The sequence below is a fragment of the Vibrio sp. 811 genome (genome assembly GCF_033339195.1).
The window spans coordinates 1-652 of record NZ_JAWOUB010000502.1 but is presented as its reverse complement, the minus strand read 5'-3'; the positions used below and the strand labels follow the sequence as shown (position 1 = coordinate 652).

The window sequence follows — 652 nt, the reverse complement described above, 5'->3', positions numbered from 1 at the left end:
AAAGCAGACGCTTACAACTACGCGTCTATTGGCTGTATTGAAACCGCTGTTCCAGGCAAATGGGGTTACCGTTGTACGGGCATGAGCTTCATTAACTTTGCGCGTATTTTACTGGCTGCGCTTAACGAAGGTGTGGATGCAACGACGGGCAGAGCCTTCTTGCCGCATGATAAGTCGCTAGCAAAAGGTAACTTCGAGAGCTTTGAGCAAGTCACCGCTTCTTGGGCGGAGCAAATTCGCTACTACACACGTAAATCGATTGAGATCGATACCGTAGTCGACAGCGTGCTTGAACAGCAAGCGCAAGATATTTTCTGCTCATCGCTGGTGGATGACTGTTTGGCGCGTGGTAAAACAGTAAAAGAAGGCGGAGCGAAATACGATTGGGTATCTGGCTTGCAAGTGGGTATCGCCAATTTGGGTAACAGTTTGTCGGCGATCAAACATTTTGTGTTTGAAGAAGCACAAATCAGCCAAACGGAATTGGCAAAAGCATTGGAAGAAGACTTCGATGGTATTGAGAACGAACAACTTCGCCAACGCTTAATCAACTTCGCGCCAAAATACGGCAATGACGACGATTATGTCGACCAATTGCTGGCTGATGCTTACCAAGTTTATATCGATGAGTTGGCGCAATTTGTCAACACGC

Annotated in this window: 1 protein-coding gene; it reads left to right on the top strand. The window is 47.1% G+C overall.

The features are described from left to right. The coding region (locus tag R7Q46_RS27730) for a pyruvate formate lyase family protein (RefSeq protein ID WP_318078362.1) at window positions 1–652 on the top strand (652 nt) is incomplete at both ends.